This window comes from Pleomorphomonas sp. JP5 (genome assembly GCF_023721815.1).
Taxonomy (GTDB): domain Bacteria; phylum Pseudomonadota; class Alphaproteobacteria; order Rhizobiales; family Pleomorphomonadaceae; genus Pleomorphomonas.
The window spans coordinates 150550-166537 of the sequence record NZ_JAMDLI010000021.1; the positions used below are offsets into that span (position 1 = coordinate 150550).

14 protein-coding genes and 1 riboswitch are annotated in these 15988 nt (G+C 66.3%); of the genes, 3 read left to right on the top strand and 11 right to left on the bottom strand.

Going from position 1 to position 15988, the window contains the following annotated elements; genetic code table 11:
- Positions 1–33: 33 nt before the first annotated feature.
- Positions 34–1149: a cobalt-precorrin-5B (C(1))-methyltransferase gene (locus M4J40_RS18620; RefSeq protein ID WP_251755912.1), complete on the top strand. Its 1116-nt coding sequence runs from the start codon at positions 34–36 to the stop codon at positions 1147–1149.
- Here the strand turns inward: M4J40_RS18620 and cobM are convergent.
- From cobM to cbiE, 3 genes are read right to left on the bottom strand one after another with little or no spacing between them, the layout of a single operon-like run.
- Positions 1146–1928 (bottom strand): precorrin-4 C(11)-methyltransferase, encoded by a 783-nt coding sequence (gene cobM / locus M4J40_RS18625; RefSeq protein WP_251755913.1) that lies wholly within the window; start codon positions 1926–1928, stop codon positions 1146–1148. The genes M4J40_RS18620 and cobM overlap by 4 nt on opposite strands.
- Positions 1925–2305, bottom strand: a complete 381-nt coding sequence (locus M4J40_RS18630; protein WP_251755914.1) for a cobalamin biosynthesis protein — start codon at positions 2303–2305, stop codon at positions 1925–1927. The genes cobM and M4J40_RS18630 overlap by 4 nt, the downstream gene beginning before the upstream one ends.
- A complete protein-coding gene (gene cbiE / locus M4J40_RS18635) occupies positions 2302–3522 on the bottom strand; it encodes a precorrin-6y C5,15-methyltransferase (decarboxylating) subunit CbiE (protein ID WP_251755915.1) in 1221 nt (406 codons plus the stop codon). The genes M4J40_RS18630 and cbiE overlap by 4 nt, the downstream gene beginning before the upstream one ends.
- On the opposite strand from cbiE, the gene M4J40_RS18640 reads away from it, so the two are divergent.
- On the top strand, positions 3521–4300 hold the full coding sequence (locus tag M4J40_RS18640; protein ID WP_251755916.1) for a cobalt-precorrin-6A reductase: 780 nt from the start codon (positions 3521–3523) through the stop codon (positions 4298–4300). The genes cbiE and M4J40_RS18640 overlap by 2 nt on opposite strands.
- Here the strand turns inward: M4J40_RS18640 and cobJ are convergent.
- From cobJ to M4J40_RS18675, 7 genes are read right to left on the bottom strand one after another with little or no spacing between them, the layout of a single operon-like run.
- Complete coding sequence (cobJ, locus tag M4J40_RS18645; protein WP_251755917.1) at positions 4276–5043, bottom strand: precorrin-3B C(17)-methyltransferase; 768 nt, start codon at positions 5041–5043, stop codon at positions 4276–4278. The two genes, M4J40_RS18640 and cobJ, sit on opposite strands and share 25 nt — an antisense overlap.
- Entirely contained in the window at positions 5040–5771 is a 732-nt protein-coding gene (locus M4J40_RS18650) for a precorrin-2 C(20)-methyltransferase (RefSeq protein ID WP_251755918.1), read from the bottom strand. Before M4J40_RS18650 ends, cobJ begins: the two co-directional genes overlap by 4 nt.
- Positions 5768–6394, bottom strand: coding sequence for a precorrin-8X methylmutase (locus tag M4J40_RS18655; RefSeq protein ID WP_251755919.1), 627 nt, complete (start codon positions 6392–6394; stop codon positions 5768–5770). Before M4J40_RS18655 ends, M4J40_RS18650 begins: the two co-directional genes overlap by 4 nt.
- 2 nt (positions 6395–6396) lie before the next feature.
- A complete protein-coding gene (cobG, locus tag M4J40_RS18660) occupies positions 6397–7611 on the bottom strand; it encodes a precorrin-3B synthase (protein WP_251755920.1) in 1215 nt (404 codons plus the stop codon).
- Positions 7608–10934: a cobaltochelatase subunit CobN gene (gene cobN, locus M4J40_RS18665; RefSeq protein ID WP_251755921.1), complete on the bottom strand. Its 3327-nt coding sequence runs from the start codon at positions 10932–10934 to the stop codon at positions 7608–7610. The genes cobG and cobN overlap by 4 nt, the downstream gene beginning before the upstream one ends.
- Positions 10935–10950: 16 nt before the next feature.
- Positions 10951–11979, bottom strand: a complete 1029-nt coding sequence (cobW, locus tag M4J40_RS18670) for a cobalamin biosynthesis protein CobW (RefSeq protein WP_251755922.1) — start codon at positions 11977–11979, stop codon at positions 10951–10953.
- Complete coding sequence (locus M4J40_RS18675; RefSeq protein ID WP_251755923.1) at positions 11976–12341, bottom strand: DUF1636 domain-containing protein; 366 nt, start codon at positions 12339–12341, stop codon at positions 11976–11978. Before M4J40_RS18675 ends, cobW begins: the two co-directional genes overlap by 4 nt.
- Before the next feature lie 90 nt (positions 12342–12431).
- A riboswitch (cobalamin riboswitch) is annotated at positions 12432–12640 on the bottom strand.
- Between the two features lie 263 nt (positions 12641–12903).
- Here M4J40_RS18675 and M4J40_RS18680 point away from each other — a divergent pair.
- The gene (locus M4J40_RS18680) at positions 12904–15129 is read left to right on the top strand and encodes a transglycosylase domain-containing protein (RefSeq protein ID WP_251755924.1); all 2226 of its coding nucleotides are present in this window, start codon (positions 12904–12906) and stop codon (positions 15127–15129) included.
- Between the two features lie 9 nt (positions 15130–15138).
- On the opposite strand, the gene M4J40_RS18685 is transcribed toward M4J40_RS18680, so the two are convergent.
- Positions 15139–15888 carry a M48 family metallopeptidase gene (locus tag M4J40_RS18685; RefSeq protein WP_251755925.1) on the bottom strand — a complete coding sequence of 250 codons (750 nt, stop codon included), beginning with the start codon at positions 15886–15888 and terminating at the stop codon, positions 15139–15141.
- Positions 15889–15988 lie beyond the last annotated feature (100 nt).

The following is a 15988-nucleotide window of genomic DNA, read 5'->3' on the forward strand; positions in this document are numbered from 1 at the left end:
TCGACCTTGTCGCCCGAAAGGAACGTGCGTTCGATGGCGGACAAGGACAAGGAAGCGGACGGCGGAACGCCGCATCTGAGGCGCGGCTGGACCACCGGCAGTTGCGCCACCGCCGCGACCCGCGCCGCCTTCGAGCGTCTTGTCGGCGGCCACTTTCCCGACCCGGTAACCGTGACCTTGCCGGGAGGCCAAACCCCCTCCTTCGCGCTAGCGGTTACGGCCATAGGAGACGGGTGGGCGCGAGCCGGCGTGGTCAAGGATGCCGGCGACGATCCGGACGTCACCCACGGCGCCCTCATTCTCGCGACCGTTCGACCGGCAGCCAGGGGCGCAGGCCTCGTCTTCCGCGCAGGACCTGGTGTCGGCACCGTCACGCGCCCCGGCCTGCCGCTCGCCATCGGCGAGCCGGCGATCAATCCAGTGCCGCGCGCCATGATCGCCCGGACGCTCGACGAGGCGCGCGCGACCATCGGCGGGCCAGAGGATGTCGAGGTGGAGATCTCGATCGCGGATGGCGAAAAGCTGGCCGAGCGGACGCTCAACGGCCGGCTCGGCATTGTCGGCGGCCTGTCCGTTCTCGGCACCACCGGTATCGTCGTGCCCTTCTCCTGCGCGGCGTGGATCTCGTCCATTCAGCGCGGTATCGACGTGGCGCGCGCCTCGGGCTTTTCCCATGTCGCCGCTTCGACCGGCAACACCTCCGAGCAGGCGGTGAAGACCCTCCATGGCCTCGATGAGGTGCAACTGATCGACATGGGCGACTTCGTCGGTGGTACGCTGAAATACCTCCGCAAGGCACCGGTGCCACGCGTGACGCTGGCGCTCGGATTCGCCAAGGGAGTGAAACTCGGCCAGGGCCTTCTCGACCTTCACTCCAAGCGAGGATCAGTCGACCTCCTGGCGCTTTCGGCCATTGTCGCCGACCTTGGCGGTGACAGCGATCTCGTCGAGAGCATTGGCAAGGCCAACACCGCCCTGGAAGCGCTCACGCTTTGCCACACGGCCAGACTTCCCATCGCCAATGCGGTGGCCGAGCTCGGCTTTGCGACCGCCGCCAAGGTACTCGCCGGCAGCGGCATGGAGCTGGAAGTCGTCCTGTTCGACCGGAGCGGCGGACCGCTGGCCAGCACAGGCTTCAGGCAAGTCTAGTCCTCACCCTCCCCGGCCCGCGAATCGCGCCCCCGGAAACGGCGTTGATAGTCGGCCGAATAGAGGGCGCTTGCCCGGAAGTCCTCGGCGCCGAGCACCTGCCCAACCAGAATGAGCGCCGTCCGCTCCATGGGCGCCGTCTGGAGTTCGTCAAGAATGGTCGCCAGCGTTCCCTTGACAATCCGCTCATCCGGCCAGCTCGCGCGATAGATGACAGCGACTGGGCAGTCGGCGCCATAATAAGGCGTGAGGTCCTCGACGATGCGGTCGAGAACGTGGATGGAGAGATGAAGGGCGAGCGTCGCGCCAGTGGCAGCGAAGGCCGAGAGCTTCTCCTTCTCCGGCATGGCGGAAGCCCGGCCGGAAGTGCGCGTCAGCACCAGCGATTGGCCAACCTCCGGCAGCGTCAACTCGCGGCCGAGCGCCGCCGCCGCCGCCGCGAAGGCCGGCACACCGGGCGTTACCGTGTAGGGAATGGCGTGTCTCTCCAGCAGTCGTATCTGCTCGCCAAGAGCGCTCCAGACCGAAAGATCGCCGGAATGAAGGCGTGCCACGTCCTGGCCGCTCCTTTGCGCTTTCAGATACTCCGCTTCGATCTCTTCGAGTGACAGCGGCGCCGTATCGACGATGCGCGCACCTTCGGGACAGTGGGCGAGAATGGCCGGCGGGATCAGAGAGCCCGCGTAGAGACAGACGGGGCAGGCGGCGATCAGGTCGCGGCCACGTAGCGTTAGAAGGTCGGGAGCGCCGGGGCCGGCGCCGATGAAATGCACGGTCATTCCTGTATCTCCTCGGCCACAGCGACGGTGACGCCGTCTTCGGCGCGGCGTGGAACGACAAGACGCGCCTGGCCGGCAAAGGCGGCGAGCGCGGCGGCTTCAGCCACCGATGGAACACCGAAACGAGCCAACGCAGCCGGTGACGGCGTCACGATTCGGTCGGCCATCGCCGAAAGCGCATCGCGGGACAGAAAGACGAGCGGCACTACAAGGCGTTCCGCCGCCTCGCTCAATCCGGCTTCTCCCCGCTTGTCCTCAGTGGTGAACAGGCCGATGGCGGGCGCAAGACCTGCCCTCGCCTGATCGATCAACCGGATGATCGCCTCGGTCGAAGCGCCGCGTCGGCATCCGACACCAATGGCCATCCGGCCGCTCACGGCTTCACCCAAGTCCACTGGACCACCGGCAGAGCCGGCCGCAGCGCATGGAAGCCGCCGATGCGATCAAGCCGGGAGATGGCGACTTGCGTGAGATCGCCACCCAACCGGGCTTGAAGGGCAAAGACCTCGGCTGTCGTTTCCACCGTAACCGCATTGATGACTAGCCGTCCGCCTGATCTGAGCCGACTGACACAGGCGTCGACCACGCCCGGATCGCCCGAACCGCCACCGATGAAGATCGCGTCGGGATCGGGAAGAGCGTCGAAGCCATCCGGCGCTTTGGCCTCGATCACACGAAGATCCGGAACGCCAAAGGCTTGGGCGTTGCGGGTAACGCGGGCGGCACGCGTCGCGTTTTCTTCAATGGCGCAGGCGCGCAACGAAGGATCGCACAGCATCCACTCGATGGCGACCGAGCCCGATCCCGCGCCGACGTCCCACAGCGTCTCACCGCGTGTGGGCTTTAGCGCGGCGATGGTGAGCGCCCTGACCTCGCGCTTGGAGATCTGCCCGTCATGCTCGAACCAGTCGTCCGGCAGGCCGGGCGTGAAGGGGATGACGCGAGCATCCTGCCCGCCCTCGACCTCGACGGCGACAAGATTGAGGGGATCGATGTTGTCGATTTCGAAGGCGCCGGCAACCGCCGAGCGACGACGCTCCCTGAGGCCTCCCATCGCTTCCAGCACGGTAAGGCGGCTGTTGCCGAGGCCGCGCGTCGTCAGGAGCTCGGCGAGCTTTGCCGGCGTCGTGCCATCCCAGGACAGGGCGAGCAGGCGGGCCCCAGGCTGGACATGCGGCAGTACGCGCTCGAGCGCCCTGCCATGCAGGCTGACGCGGACGACATCCTGCCCCGGCCAGCCGAGCCGGGCGGCGGCCAACGCAAAGGCAGAGGGTGCCGGCAGCACGATCATTTCCCCGGGATCGACGATCTCGGCCAAAAGCGAACCGACGCCATAGAAGAAGGGATCACCGGAGGCGAGTATCGCTACCGGAGTGCCGCGCCGGGCCAGAATGTCCGGGAAAGCGTCCTTGAGCGGCGACGGCCAGGCGAGCGAGATCGCCGGCTCGGCCTTGATGAGATCGAGATGTCGACGGCCGCCTACGATGAAACCCGCTTGTGCGATGGCCGAAACTGCCGCAGGAGAGAGACCGTCGAGACCGTCCTCTCCGAGGCCGACGATCGTCAGCCAGGGTGAAAGGGAGGTTTCAGCCATGGGGGACTCCGCAAGACCGATGCGCATTCTCGTCCTGGGCGGGACCACAGAGGCCTCGCGCCTCTCCGAGCGGCTGCAAAAGCGCCAGGATATCTGGGCACTGCTGTCGCTGGCCGGCCGCACCCATGAACCGGCGGCTCAGGCCCTCAACACCCGCGTCGGCGGGTTCGGCGGCATCAACGGGCTCGCCGCCTTCCTGCGCGAGGAGAGCATCGATCTCCTGATCGACGCCACTCATCCCTTCGCTGCCCGTATCTCGGCCAACGCCGTGGCGGCCAGCGAGATGACCGGCGTGCCGCTCGTCCGCTACACCCGGGAGCCGTGGAAACCCATTCCGGGCGACAACTGGCTTGAGGTTCCCGATCTCGACGCCGCCTGCGCGGCGCTCGGCTCCGAACCGAGATGCGTTTTCCTGACCGTCGGCCGGCTCGGCCTTTCCGCCTTCGAGGCGGCGCCCCAGCACCACTATGTCGTCCGCTCCATCGATCCGCCGCACGAGCTGAACCTGCCGGACTATCGCCTGCTGCTTGAGCGCGGTCCGTTCGACGAGGAGTCGCAAGCCCGACTGATGCAGGCCGAGGGCGTTGAGATCATGGTGACCAAGAATGCCGGTGGCGACGCCACCTATGGCAAGGTTGCGGCGGCGCGTCGTCTGGGCTTGCCGGTGATCATGGTGGCGCCGCCCGAACCGGTGACCGTCACCACCTATCACGAGCTCGACGATGTTATGGCCGACATCGAGACGCGGCTCGTTCATGCCGCCCCTCCCCTCGACTGACGCGGGCTGAGAATCCACGGCGTTCCACCCGGCCGGTCGATCAGCCGACTTTCCGACGAGCCGATGATGACCATCGTCGCCATGTCGACGATGGACGGATCGGCGTCGGCGAGCGTCGTCACAACGATCCGCTCGTCGGGGCGACCGACGGCCCGGGCGAAGGCGACGGGTGTCGCACCGGCTTTCAAACCGCACAGAAGCTCGAAAGCGTCAAAAATGCGGGTCGGCCGAGCCTTCGAGGCCGGGTTATAGAAAGCGATGACGAAATCGCCCTCGGCGGCAGCGCGAAGCCGCTTCTCGACGAGCGCCCAGGGCTTGAGATTGTCGGATAGCGAGATGGCGCAGAAATCGTGCCCGAGCGGCGCACCGAGCCGGGCCGCCGCCGCCTGCATGGCCGAAATGCCGGGCAATACGGTGACCTCGAGATCGCCCGCCGCCCCATCTGCCTCCACCGCCTCGACGACCGCCGCCGCCATGGCGAAGACGCCGGGATCGCCGCCTGAGACGACAGCGACGATACGACCGGCGCGGGCGAGATCGATGGCAAGGCGCGCCCGCTCGAGTTCGACGCGATTGTCGCTGCCGTGGCGCGTCTGGCCAGGCCGCTCCGGGCAGCGGGCGAGATAGGGTTCGTAACCCACAAGGTCGGTCGCCCGTTCGATCGCGGCGCTTGCCTCCGGCGTTCGCCAGACATCCGGCCCCGGACCAAGGCCGACCACCAGAATCTCGCCCGTCTTCCTCATGGCCGTCGTCCCTCGCCACCGATCAGGATCAAAGAGAAGTAAGGCGAGGCATCGTCGGTCTTCTCGCTGAGAGGCAGCACGATTTCGCCTTGCATCGAACCACGCTCGATGTAGATCGCGCGCCGCTCAAGGCCGGCGCGGACGATCGCGCGGCGTACCTTCGGGAAATTCGAGCCGAGTTTCATGATCACGGCGGCATCAGCACCTTCGAGGCGAATGGCCAGATCGTCCTCGGCAAGCGTGCCAGGCAGCACGGCCAGAACATCGTCACCCCAGGTCATCGGCAGACCGGCCGCCGATGCGCAGCCGGAGAAACCGGTGACGCCCGGCGTGATCCGAACCGGAAATCGATCCTTGAGGCGCACGTAGAGGTGCATGAAGGACCCGTAGAAGAGAGGGTCGCCCTCGGCGATCAGCACGACATCGCGACCGGCGGCGAGATGACCGGCCAGCATCTCGGCCGCCTCGGCATAGAAACCGCCGACCTCACGCACATAAAGCGGATCGGCAAAGCTCATCTCGGTGGTGAGCGGGTAGTGGAGCGGCAACTCCTCGGTGCCCGGGCGAACATAGGGCTCGACGATGGTACGGGCGTGTCCCCGTCGCCCCTTCTTGGCGAAATAGGCGAGGACCGGCGCCGACCCGATCAGTCGCGCCGCCTTGACGGTAACCAGTTCGGGATCGCCCGGTCCGACACCCACACCATGAAGCGTTCCGGGAGTGGTCATTCTCGTTCGCTCGCCAGTGCGTTGACGGCCGCCGCCGCCATAGCCGAGCCGCCCTTCCGTCCGCGCACCACGATGTAGGGTACCCGGCCATCGGCGATCAGCGCTTCCTTGGACTCGGCAGCCCCGACGAAACCAACCGGCATGCCAATCACCGCCGCGGGCCTGGGAGCACCGGCATCAAGCATCTCGAACAGGTGGAAGAGAGCGGTGGGCGCGTTACCGATGACAACGACGGCACCCTTGAGGCGCTCTCCCCACAGCATCATGGCCGCTGCGGTGCGTGTGTTGCCAATGGTGAGCGCCAACGTCGGCACGGAGGGATCGTCGAGGGTACAGATCACGTCGTTGCTGGCCGGCAGGCGGGAGCGGGTGATGCCGTTGGCTACCATTCGGGAGTCGCAGATCACCGGAGCGCCGACTTCGAGCGCCGCTTTCGCAGCCGCGACCGCACCAGGACCGAACGCAAGATCGTGAGCCACTTCCACCATGCCGGCGGCATGGATGACGCGGACGGCCACCTTCTCCTCTTCGGGTGGAAAACGGCCAAGGTCGGCCTCCGCGCGGATGATGGCGAAGGACCGCCGGTAGATCTCCGCGCCATCGCGGATGTAATCGTGACTCATCTTTATTGTGTCCCGGAACGGAAAAGAGCCTCGGCCACTTCGGGCGAAAGGCCCGCGTGGCGAGGAAGATCGGCTGGTCTGCCGTCTAGCACGAGGTCGAGGCCGCCGTCACGGCCGACCAACGTGACGGCATGCCTTGCGGAACTGGCGCAGCTCTTCTCGCAGCCCGAAACATGCAGCCATATGCCCCGATGGCTCGATTTAAGCTGCGCAAGGCGGCGAGCAAGACCTCGGGTCTCGACGGTGGCCGTAGCGCAGGCAGGCGCGCCCGGGCAGGCAACGACGGCAAGAAGCGGGTCGTCCGGCGCGGTGACAAATCCGGCATCGGCAAGGCGCGGCAGGACATCGGCCGAAACGCCTGGCAACAGAACGACCCGGAATGGCGTCAGCCTGATATCGGTAGCTGCGAGGCTGGCAAGGAAAAGCAGCTGATCGGCGGTGATCCTGCCAAACGGCAGACCGACCCCGACATGCACAGAAAAGGCGCCGATCAACGGGGCGGCATCGGTGCGATTGGGCCGCGAGATGTCTCCCATACCAAGTCCGGCAGAGGCGAACAGGGTTTCAGCGCCGACATGATCAACAAGCGCCGCCATGCGACGCGGTGGCGGATCGATGCGAGATGCGAGATCGAGAAAAGTGTGGGCCAGGCGGAGAGCGATTGCCACGGTCTCTTCGGGGGGCAACATGACCGTCCGAACATCACCGTCGAGCGAAACGGCCACATTGTTGCGTTCGAATCTCAGGCGCACGTCGGCGGGGACCTCTGTCAGACCAATGCGGCCTCCGTCGTCGACGGAAAAGCCGAACTTGGCCGGTAGCGACCGGAGACCAGTCTCGGCGACGAGCGCCGCTTCCAGCTGCCTAGCCAGCGCGAAGGCATCGCCTTGGGCCGTCTCGTCGAGATCCGACAGGGGGGAGGCCACGACGTTGCGCACCGCCTCGGCCCCCGCGTCTCCGTCGAGCAGGCCGAGAGCGGCGAGTTCGATTTCCAGCGCGCCGAAGTCATGGTCGCCAACGCCGCGAAGCTGCAAGCCACCTCGTCGGCCAAGGTCGAGCTCTCCATTTCCGTAACGGGAAGCAAGGTCGGCAATGGCGCGCACGGTGTCCGGTGAAAGGCGCCCTCCGGTCACCCGGAGGCGCAGGATCAGGCCGTCGCCACTCCGCATGGGGCGACGCGCACCGGGGCACCATCCACGAATGCGGGTCTCACTCATTTGAGGCGCGCCTCCGTATCGGCGAGACGGGCCGCTACTGAGTTCCGACGCAGAACCCAGGCACCACGATCGATCACTTTCCTCAAACGTTGGAGCGCATCGCGGGCAGCCGCCGGGTTGGCCTCGACGAGGAAATCTCGCACGAGATCGTCGCCGAAGGTTGCGTCGAACAGCCGGTCGAGATGCTTGACGTCAACGGCGTCGGACAACACCGCGAAGGCGCAGAGATTGGCGACCGCCTCACAGATCTCGGAAGCGCCGCGATGACCATGACGCATCTGCCCGGCAATCCAGCGCGGATTTGCCGCGCGGCCATGAACGACGCGGGCAACTTCCTCATCGAGCGTGCGCGCCTTTGGCGCGTTGCCGGTGGTATCGACATGGTAGAGCGCCGCCCGGCCGCCGAGCACCTTCGATGCCGCCGCAAAGCCACCCTCGTGGGAAGCGAAAGCGTCGTTGGACAGAAGATCCTGGCCGTCGAGGTCCTGCACGTGAACGAAAGCATCGGCGGCGGCAACGCGCGCCGCAAAGCCGGTGGGATCGGCCGAATCCCCCTCGCCCGCATAGGCATGGCCGGAGGCCGCGAGATAGGCATCGGCCAGAGCACTCCGGGTGGTGGAGAGATCGTCCGGGGTCATCTCGCCAAGCCCGCTGCCGAAAGCACCGGGCGCGGCACCATAAACACGAGACGGCTCGGGCTCTCGCCTTGCAGCAAGCGGGTTGGTTTCCACGTCCTCGTCGAGCGCCGCCACCGCCTTCACCGCCTGATCGAACAAGGCGATCTGGCCAGGGAAAACGTCCCGGAACAGGCCGGAGACGCGTAGCGTCACGTCGATGCGCGGCCGGCCGAGGCGAGCGGGCGAGAGCACCGTGAAGCCCGAGACACGGCCTGAGGCGGCATCCCACGTTGGCCTGACACCCAGGAGCGCCAGGGCTTGAGCGATATCGTCGCCGCCGGTGCGCATCGACGCCGACGCCCACACATCGAGCACGATGGATTTCGGCCAGTCGCCATGGTCCTCGACGTAGCGTGCGACGACCTCCTCGGCCGTTCGGGCCCCAATTTCCATGGCGGTACGCGTCGGCACGGCGCGCGGATCGATGGCGTAGAGGTTGCGGCCCGTCGGGAGAACGTCGAGCCGTTTCGGCCCCGGCGCTCCAGAGGGTCCCGGCGCGACACGGCGACCATCGAGAGCGGCCAGAAGTCCCTCGCGTTCGGTTTCGGCAGAAGCGAGGAAAGCGCCGGCAGCAGCGAGATTGCCATCCAGAGCCTCAAGATGCGCAGCGACGCGCGTCTCGCTCGGCGCACGACCGAACACGTGCAGGCCTTCGGAGATGCGCATGTCCTTGACGTCGCAGATCCAGGCATCGAGACGCGCCAGCTTGTCGGCCGGATCGAGATCGGCGGAAAGACCAGCCGCCTCGGCGATGCCCGCCGCCTCAGCCTTTTCGGTCAACGCGGCGGCGAGATGCCTGGCCCGGCGCGGGTCGAGCGCCTGGGCATTGGCGAACTCGTCCACCAGCATCTCGATGTCGGCGATGTCGCCATGGGTACCGGACCGCATCAGTGGTGGCGTCAGATGGCCTAGGGTGACGGCGGCGATGCGGCGCTTGGCCTGGGCGGCCTCGCCGGGATTGTTGACGATGAAGGGATAGACGACAGGAAGCCCATCCGCGAGCACCGCCGGCGCGCAGTCGCCTGAGAGCCCCGCCGCCTTGCCAGGCAGCCATTCGAGGGTGCCGTGGGTGCCGAGATGGACCATGGCGTGGGCATCAAAGCCGTGCCTGAGCCAGAGATAGAAGGCGGCATAGGCATGGCGCGGCGGCAAGTTGGGGTCGTGATGGTCGGCGGCGCGGTTGTCTGGCCGGCCGCGATCGGGCTGCACGGCAATTGCGAGATGGCCGGCAACGATCGCAGCGAGGCGGAAGACGCCGCCCTCGACAAATGGATCAGCCTCGGGTGCGCCCCAGGCCGCCGTCATCGAAGTGCGCAATACCTCGGGCAGACGGGAAAACCAATGGCGATAATCGGCAAGCGGGATATCGATGGTGGCCTTTCCGGTTTCCAGCGCGTTGATCAACGCCATTTGGTCCGGCAATGGATCGACTTCGTAGCCGGCGGACCTGAGATCGTCGGCGATCGCTATGAGCGAGGCAGGTCCGTCCAGACCGACGGCATAGGCTGTGCGCCCCCCCTTGCCGGAGTAGTTGGAGAGCACCAGACCGAGGCGCCGGTCGCCGCGCGGCGTTCGTCTCAGCCGCGTCCAGCTATCCACGAGGCGCACGAGCCGCGATATCCCCTCTTCGTCCGGCCGGTGACGGATCGGCGTGTACTCGAGCGCCTCGGCAAGATTGGTCGGCGCCTTGAAACTGATTACCGGGCCGTCCAGACGCCCATCGACCTCCGGCAGCACCACGCTCATGGCGAGATCGGTAGCCGACAGGCCGCGTGACGAGGCCACCCAGGCCTCTCGTGAAAGCGTGGAAAGGGGAGCCTGGATCACCGGGACGTCTGCGACATCGAGAAGCGTCGTGCCATCGTCGCGGCGGGCGGAGAAAGCGGTACAGTTGACGATGACGTCAGGCTTGAAGGCGGAGATGGCCTCACAAAGCGGATCGGCAACGTCCGGATCTTTCAATGAGGTGACCCAGACCGGAGAAACCGCGAATCCGCCCCCCGCCAGTGCATCGGCCAGAGCTTCGATCGGCGCGGCGTCGCCTGCGTTGACGAGCGCCCGATAGCCAACGATCAGCACCCGTCGATCATTGTTGACCCCGACCTGGGGGAAGCGCCCAAAGGCCGGCTGTCTCGTCGGCGCGCTCCAGGCCTGATCACGCCCCAGATGTGCGGCAATGAAGGCGAGCGCGGCAGCAATGTTGTCCGGTCCGCCAAAAGCGAACCAGCGCTCGAGAAGGTCAAGATCCTCCGCCGGCAATGTCGAGGCGACGGAAAGACGCGGATCGGGTCTGTCGTCGCCGGGGATCAGCGCGAGATGGATGCCCCTGGAACGCGCCAGCATCGAGAGTTCATCGACGCCGTAGCGCCAGTAATCGGCGCCACCCAGCAGCCTCACCAGCACGAAGCGTGCTTTCGCGGCGACCTTCTCCAGATAGAGATCGACGGAGTAGGGGTGGCGCAAGGCGGCGAGCGAGGCAAGGCGGAGGCTCGGCGAATCTGCACCGAGCCGCCCATGCACGGCGGCCACAAGGCCGAGATCGCTGTCGGAGAAGGACAGAACCACGATGTCCGCCGGAGTCTGGCCGAGATCGACCGCAGCGACGCTGTCGTCGAGCGAACGGATCTGTTCGGCCAGAATGTGCAAGGTCGTTTTCCTTTAATCAGGCGAGAGCTGCGCGGATGGCCGCCTCGTCGATACCCTTTTCGCCGATCACCACCAGGGCGCCTCGGCGCGGGCCGGCCGGCCAAGGGCGATCGAAGGCATGGCGGAAGCGGCCACCGACCCCCTGCACCAGCAGGCGCATCGGCTTACCGGCGATTTCCACGAAACCCTTGATGCGCAGGATGTCGTGCGCCTCAGCCACCGCCTTCAGGCGGCCGATCAGACTGTCCGGATCACTGACAGCGCCAATCTCGACGGCGAAGGTCGAGAAGTCGTCATGGTGATGATCGCCAAGGCCGTCGTGATGACTCGGCCGGCTGGAAAGGTCGTCCTCGGCGGCGGCTGCGAGACCGAGCAGGATCTCGGGGGCGATTTCACCCTCCGAAGTCGACACGATGCGGACCGCCTTCGGCAGGGAGGATTCGATATCGCGGGAAACGCGAGTCAGCTCTTCGGTGGAGAGAAGATCGACCTTGTTGAGCACGACCAGGTCGGCGGCGAGAAGCTGATCCTCGTAGACTTCTTCGAGCGGATTGTCGTGATCGACCGATGGATCGTCTTGCCGCTGGGCGAGCACGGCGTCTGGATCGTCGGCGAAGCGGCCGGCGGCAACGGCGGCGGCATCCACCACCGCGATGACACCATCCACCGTCAGGCGGGCCCGTACATCCGGCCAATCGAAGGCCTTGATCAACGGCTTCGGCAACGCAAGGCCGGATGTCTCCACGATGATGTGGTCGGGCCGGCGCGTGCCCTTGGTCAACGCCTCGATGGCCGGCAGGAAGTCGTCGGCGACCGTGCAGCACAGGCAGCCATTCGCGAGTTCGACGATCGAGTCTTCCGGGCAATCAGCGGCTCCACAAGCCCTGAGTATGTCGCCATCGACCCCGACATCGCCGAACTCGTTGACGATGAGCGCCAGACGACGGCCGCCGGCGCGTTCGATGACGTGGCGGATCAGCGTCGTCTTGCCGGACCCGAGAAAGCCGGTGACGATGGTGACGGGGATCTTGGATTGGGCGTTCATCGGCTGGGCTCCGACTGTGGCGGGATGCGGGCGACGAGGCCCGATTTCAGAAGAGGCGGGCGCTCGCGCCACGGCACGCGGCCATCCTCGCTCGCGGCGTAGCGCTCGGCAGCGTCGATCACCTCATCGGGATGAACAGCGTCGGCGGAAATGTAAGTCCATTTGTCCGGGGCGACGAAGGCAACGGTAACGGGTCGTTTGCAGACAGAGAGACATTCCACGCCGGAAAGGCGGATGTCACTTCGCCCATCGAGCCGGTCTGCAAGGGCAGCATGGAGACGGGCCCCAGCCCTGACAGCATCGTCGTCGCCCGCCGCGCGGCAGGCAAGACAGACGTGCAGCGTAACCGGATGCGCCGTCATGGCCGGCACTCCCGAAACGTCAAAAAGCGGCGGCCGAAAGCCGCCGGGGCAAGCGTCATGATCTGGTCCTTTCCCGCCCCACCGGCGGTCTCGACTTTCCTGCGTGGCGGCAGGTCTCCTGGCTCGCGGTTCGTCGTCGGACGCGGCCTTCCCGATCCCTGGGGGATCAGTGGCACGCGGGGCATCCGGCTCGCCGCTCACAGTTGCGGGGGCAGCCGCGGCTTTCGGGACCTTGCCCGATTCCGCGTTCCCTCTTTCGCCCTCCCCACGGAGGAGGGACCGTCACGCGCCGGTATTTGCGGCTTGTTGCGAGGCAAAGTCAACCAAGCCGCCCGCGATCACTCTTTACGCCCCCTAAACCGCCGCTTTTTCATAAGCCTCAAGCGCCGGCGGCCCCCCGGTCCTTGGCTTCCGCTTCGCGCGGCGCCGCATGTCGCCGAGACCCCGACAGCGCCTGTCCCAGGCGGCGTCATCCTTTACGACCCCTTAAACCGCCTCATTTAGGGTGAATCGGATGCTCCATGGGACCATCCGGCCCGGACCGAAGGAGTGGCGGCGGACGATGCGGAGCAACAAACGGGACACTCGACGCGAGCGAGCCGAGCCAACCTTCGAGGCCCCTGCTCGGGATGGTGATTTTTCAGCCCGCGAGGGCGACCGCTTCACGCCGCCCCGTCGCCTGCCCAACTCGCGCAGCGGAAAACCGGCGCCTGCCGAGCGGATGGAGCCCAGCTTCGATGACGATCATGGCGGCGAGGAGGTGGAAATGACCGAACGGCCGCCACGCCGCCGCAAGTCCACCAAACGCCAGCCAAAACGAAGCCGACGCTCAGGCATGGGACTGATCGGACGCCTTTTCTACTGGGGCGTCGTCCTTGGCATTTGGGGGTTGATCGGCATCGCCGGCGTCATCTGCTATACGGTCGCCACCATGCCGCAGATCGACGACTGGAAGGTGCCCACACGGCCGCCCAACGTCGAAATCGTGGACGCATCGGGCACGATGATCGCCAACCGTGGCGATACCGGTGGCGAGGAAGTGTCGCTGTCCGAGATGTCGCCCTTCCTGCCGGAGGCAGTGGTAGCCATCGAAGACCGCCGCTTCTACCATCACTTTGGCGTCGATCCGATCGGCCTGTCGCGCGCGATGGTCACCAACCTCTTTGCCCGCTCCGTGGTGCAGGGCGGCTCGACGCTGACCCAGCAGCTCGCCAAGAACCTGTTCCTGCAGCCTGACCGCACGCTGGAGCGAAAGCTTCAGGAGGCCGTGCTCGCCCTGTGGCTGGAGTGGCGCTTTTCCAAGAACCAGATCCTGGAAATGTATCTTAACCGCGTCTATCTCGGCGCCGGCGCCTATGGCGTCGACGCGGCGGCTCGGCGCTATTTCGGCAAGTCGGCTCGCGAGGTCAATCTGGCCGAGGCGGCCACCATCGCCGGGCTCCTGAAAGCACCCTCGCGTTACGCGCCGACCAACTCGCCCAAGCTGGCCGCCGAGCGCGCCAAGGTCGTCCTCGCCGCCATGGCCGAGCAAGGCTATGTCAGCCGCGACGAAGCGGCGCGGGCATCGGCTGTCGGTGCTCCCTCAAAGCCGAACAAAAACGGGTCGGCCGCCAACTACGTTGCCGACTGGGTGATGGACCTCCTGCCCGGCTATGTCGCCCGCTATCGTACCGACCTTGTGGTGACCACCACCATCGACGCCCGCATGCAAGCCGCGGCGGAGAACGCCATCCGCACCACGCTCGACAAGGAGGGCGTCAAGTACAAGGCAAGCCAGGGCGCCCTGGTCGCCATCGACAACGACGGCGCCGTCAAGGCGCTCGTCGGCGGCAAGGACTACGCGACCAGCCAGTTCGACCGCGCCATCGAGGCGCGCCGTCAGCCGGGATCGGCTTTCAAGCCCTTCGTCTACCTCACTGCCATCGAGCACGGTTTCACGCCGGATTCCATCGTCGTCGACGAACCGGTATCGATCAATGGCTGGGCGCCGAAAAACTACGAGAACGAGTATCTCGGTCCCGTAACGCTGACCACGGCGCTGGCCCGCTCGCTGAACACGGTGGCGGCGCGCCTCACCGCGACACTCGGACCGGACAACGTGGTCCAGACAGCCCGACGCGTCGGCATCGTCAGCCAGCTCCATGACAACCCGTCGATCGCCTTGGGAACTGGCGAAGTGACGCCGCTTGAGATCACCGCCGCCTACGTGCCCTTTGCAAATGGTGGCTGGGGCATCATCCCCTATCTCGTCGAGGATATCAGGACCAAGGACGGAAAGGTGCTGTTCCATCGACAAGGTGAGGGCACCGGCCGGGTGATCTCGGAAGTCGCGGCAGGCACCATGAACCGCATGCTATCGGCAGTGGTCACCAACGGAACAGGCCAGAAGGCCATGCTTTCGGACCGGCCGGTTGCCGGCAAGACCGGCACCAGCCAGGATTTCCGCGACGCCTGGTTCATCGGGTATACCAATGGCCTCACGGCGGGCGTCTGGCTCGGCAACGACGACAACACGCCGACGAGAAAAGCCACCGGCGGCGCACTGACCGCGCTGCTCTGGAACCGCTTCATGACCGAAGCGACGCGCGGGCTGCCGGCCCGACCCCTGCCAGGCGTGGAACTGGTCCCTCCCCCGACCAACGTCGGCGTCAGCTTTGCCGAGACCGACGGCCTGCCGATGCAGGGCCCCCAACTTCCGGGCAACGCACCGATGCCGCCGTTTAACGTGCCCGTGACATCTGCGAGCCCTGAGGAGAAAGGGCTTCTTCAGCGACTGTTCGGAAACTGAGCCGCGAGATCATGGCTGCCGGTGAAGGCCGGCGCCATTTTTCTTCAGCCAGTCCTTGGCCGCATCCATGGCCGGGCAAAGGTGCTCGCAGATCGCCCAGAATCGGTCGGAGTGGTTCATCTCCCTGAGATGGGCCACCTCATGGGCCGCCACATAATCGAGCACAAAGGGCGGCGCCATGACGAGCCGCCAGGAAAAGGCAAGCACGCCTCGCGCCGAGGCAGATCCCCAGCGCGACGTCGTATCCTTGAGACGGATGGCGCTGGGTCGAACACCAAGGGCGTCGGCATGGCGCGCCACGGCGGCGGTCAGATCGGCGCGCGCCTCCTTCTTCAGATGATCGGCGAGACGACGACGGACATGGGGGGCCTCGCCGGGCACCTCGATCGCGGGACCGCCCTCGCATGCGACGAGCCGAACGCTACCGCGCGGGGATCCGGTTGGAATGACGCGATGAACGACGCCCCGGATGGAAACGGCCGCCGGCACGTCCGGAATATCCGGCCGCGACACCAGCCGATCGGCGATCCATCCGGCGTGCCGGGCGACAAATGCCTTGGCTTCGGCGAGCGAGCCGCGACGGGGGATGGTCACCACGGCTCCATCACCCTTCCGATCGAGCCGCAACGTGTAGCGCCGGGCGCGAGCGTTCCGCCGCACCGTCACCTCTATCGTGCGTTCACCCGCCAGGATGGGAAAGCTCGTTGGCGGAGAACGCTTCTTTTCGGGAGCTTGCAGGAAGGGCAGACGAATCGGCATGACCACAGTGTATGAGCGGCGCCGGTCATGACAAAGCCCCCACGCCGATGGGCGCAGGGGCCTGTGTCAGCCTTCCCGGCGTGGAGGGATCCGGGAGAGG

What these genes read in the sequence shown, in the direction of transcription:
- M4J40_RS18620 (WP_251755912.1), top strand. Translation starts at nt 34, where the DNA reads ATGGCGGACAAGGACAAGGAAGCGGACGGCGGAACGCCGCATCTGAGG.
- cobM (WP_251755913.1), bottom strand. Translation starts at nt 1,928, where the DNA reads ATGACCGTGCATTTCATCGGCGCCGGCCCCGGCGCTCCCGACCTTCTA.
- M4J40_RS18640 (WP_251755916.1), top strand. Translation starts at nt 3,521, where the DNA reads ATGGGGGACTCCGCAAGACCGATGCGCATTCTCGTCCTGGGCGGGACC.
- cbiE (WP_251755915.1), bottom strand. Translation starts at nt 3,522, where the DNA reads ATGGCTGAAACCTCCCTTTCACCCTGGCTGACGATCGTCGGCCTCGGA.
- cobJ (WP_251755917.1), bottom strand. Translation starts at nt 5,043, where the DNA reads ATGAGGAAGACGGGCGAGATTCTGGTGGTCGGCCTTGGTCCGGGGCCG.
- M4J40_RS18650 (WP_251755918.1), bottom strand. Translation starts at nt 5,771, where the DNA reads ATGACCACTCCCGGAACGCTTCATGGTGTGGGTGTCGGACCGGGCGAT.
- M4J40_RS18655 (WP_251755919.1), bottom strand. Translation starts at nt 6,394, where the DNA reads ATGAGTCACGATTACATCCGCGATGGCGCGGAGATCTACCGGCGGTCC.
- cobG (WP_251755920.1), bottom strand. Translation starts at nt 7,611, where the DNA reads ATGAGTGAGACCCGCATTCGTGGATGGTGCCCCGGTGCGCGTCGCCCC.
- cobW (WP_251755922.1), bottom strand. Translation starts at nt 11,979, where the DNA reads ATGAACGCCCAATCCAAGATCCCCGTCACCATCGTCACCGGCTTTCTC.
- M4J40_RS18675 (WP_251755923.1), bottom strand. Translation starts at nt 12,341, where the DNA reads ATGACGGCGCATCCGGTTACGCTGCACGTCTGTCTTGCCTGCCGCGCG.
- M4J40_RS18680 (WP_251755924.1), top strand. Translation starts at nt 12,904, where the DNA reads ATGCGGAGCAACAAACGGGACACTCGACGCGAGCGAGCCGAGCCAACC.
- M4J40_RS18685 (WP_251755925.1), bottom strand. Translation starts at nt 15,888, where the DNA reads ATGCCGATTCGTCTGCCCTTCCTGCAAGCTCCCGAAAAGAAGCGTTCT.